Origin of the sequence: Cryobacterium sp. TMT2-14 (assembly GCF_004402465.1) — a bacterium.
GTDB lineage: Bacteria > Actinomycetota > Actinomycetes > Actinomycetales > Microbacteriaceae > Cryobacterium > Cryobacterium sandaracinum.
Window position 1 is genome coordinate 1 of sequence record NZ_SOFV01000026.1, and the last position, 1,311, is coordinate 1,311.

Below are 1,311 nucleotides of genomic sequence, written 5' to 3' on the forward strand. Positions count from 1 at the left end.
CGCCGCGGGATTTCGCCGGAGGTGGTGACCGATATCTCCAATCTCAAGGGCGAGCCTGAGTGGATGCTGCAGCGTCGCCTCAAGGCCCTCGAGTTGTTTGAGCGCAAGCCGATGCCGACTTGGGGTGCTGACCTGTCGGGCATCGATTTCGACAACATCAAGTACTTCGTGCGTTCCACGGAGAAGCAGGCCCAGACTTGGGACGACCTGCCCGAGGACATCAAGAGCACCTATGAGAAGCTCGGCATTCCCGAGGCCGAGCGTCAGCGTCTTGTCTCCGGCGTCGCGGCCCAGTATGAGTCCGAGGTGGTCTATCACCAGATCAACGAAGAATTGGCTGCGCAGGGTGTCATCTTCATGGATACCGACACGGCGTTGAGGGAGCATCCGGAGTTCTTCGAGGAGTATTTCGGCACGATCATTCCCTCCGGCGACAACAAGTTCGCGGCGCTGAACACCTCGGTGTGGTCGGGCGGCTCTTTCGTTTATGTGCCGCCGGGTGTGCACGTGGAGATCCCGCTGCAGGCCTACTTCCGCATCAATACGGAGAATATGGGGCAGTTTGAGCGCACCCTGATCATCGCCGACGAGGGCAGCTACGTGCACTACATCGAGGGGTGCACGGCCCCGATCTACTCGTCCGATTCTCTGCACTCTGCGGTGGTCGAGATTGTTGTGAAGAAGAATGCCCGCGTTCGCTACACGACTATCCAGAACTGGTCCACGAACGTCTACAACCTGGTCACGAAGCGTGCGACGGCTGCGGAGGGTGCCACGATGGAGTGGATCGATGGCAATATCGGTTCCAAGGTCACGATGAAGTACCCGTCGATTTATCTGATGGGTGAGCACGCTAAGGGGGAGACCCTGTCGGTGGCGTTCGCGGGTCCCGGTCAGCATCAGGATGCGGGCGCGAAGATGATCCACATGGCGCCGTATACGCAGTCTTCGATCGTGTCGAAGTCCATTGCCCGGGGTGGTGGCCGGTCTGGTTACCGCGGTGAGGTGCGGGTGGATGCCACGGCGCACCACTCCGCGAACACGGTGCGCTGTGACGCGTTGCTGGTGGACACGAAATCGCGTTCGGACACGTATCCATCGATCGATATCCGGGTCGATGATGTGCAGTTGGGCCATGAGGCCACGGTGTCGCGGGTCAGCGAGGAACAGCTGTTCTACTNTGAGGCCACGGTGTCGCGGGTCAGCGAGGAACAGCTGTTCTACTTGATGAGCCGGGGGATGCCCGAAGATGAGGCGATGGCCATGATCGTGCGCGGCTTCATCGAGCCGATTGCCCGGGAGCTGCCGATG

At 60.4% G+C, this 1,311-nt stretch carries 1 protein-coding gene; it reads left to right on the forward strand.

Annotated elements, in window-relative coordinates:
• Positions 1–1,311: Fe-S cluster assembly protein SufB (gene sufB, locus E3O28_RS10040; RefSeq protein ID WP_134415821.1), on the forward strand; the 1,311-nt coding region annotated here is incomplete at both ends.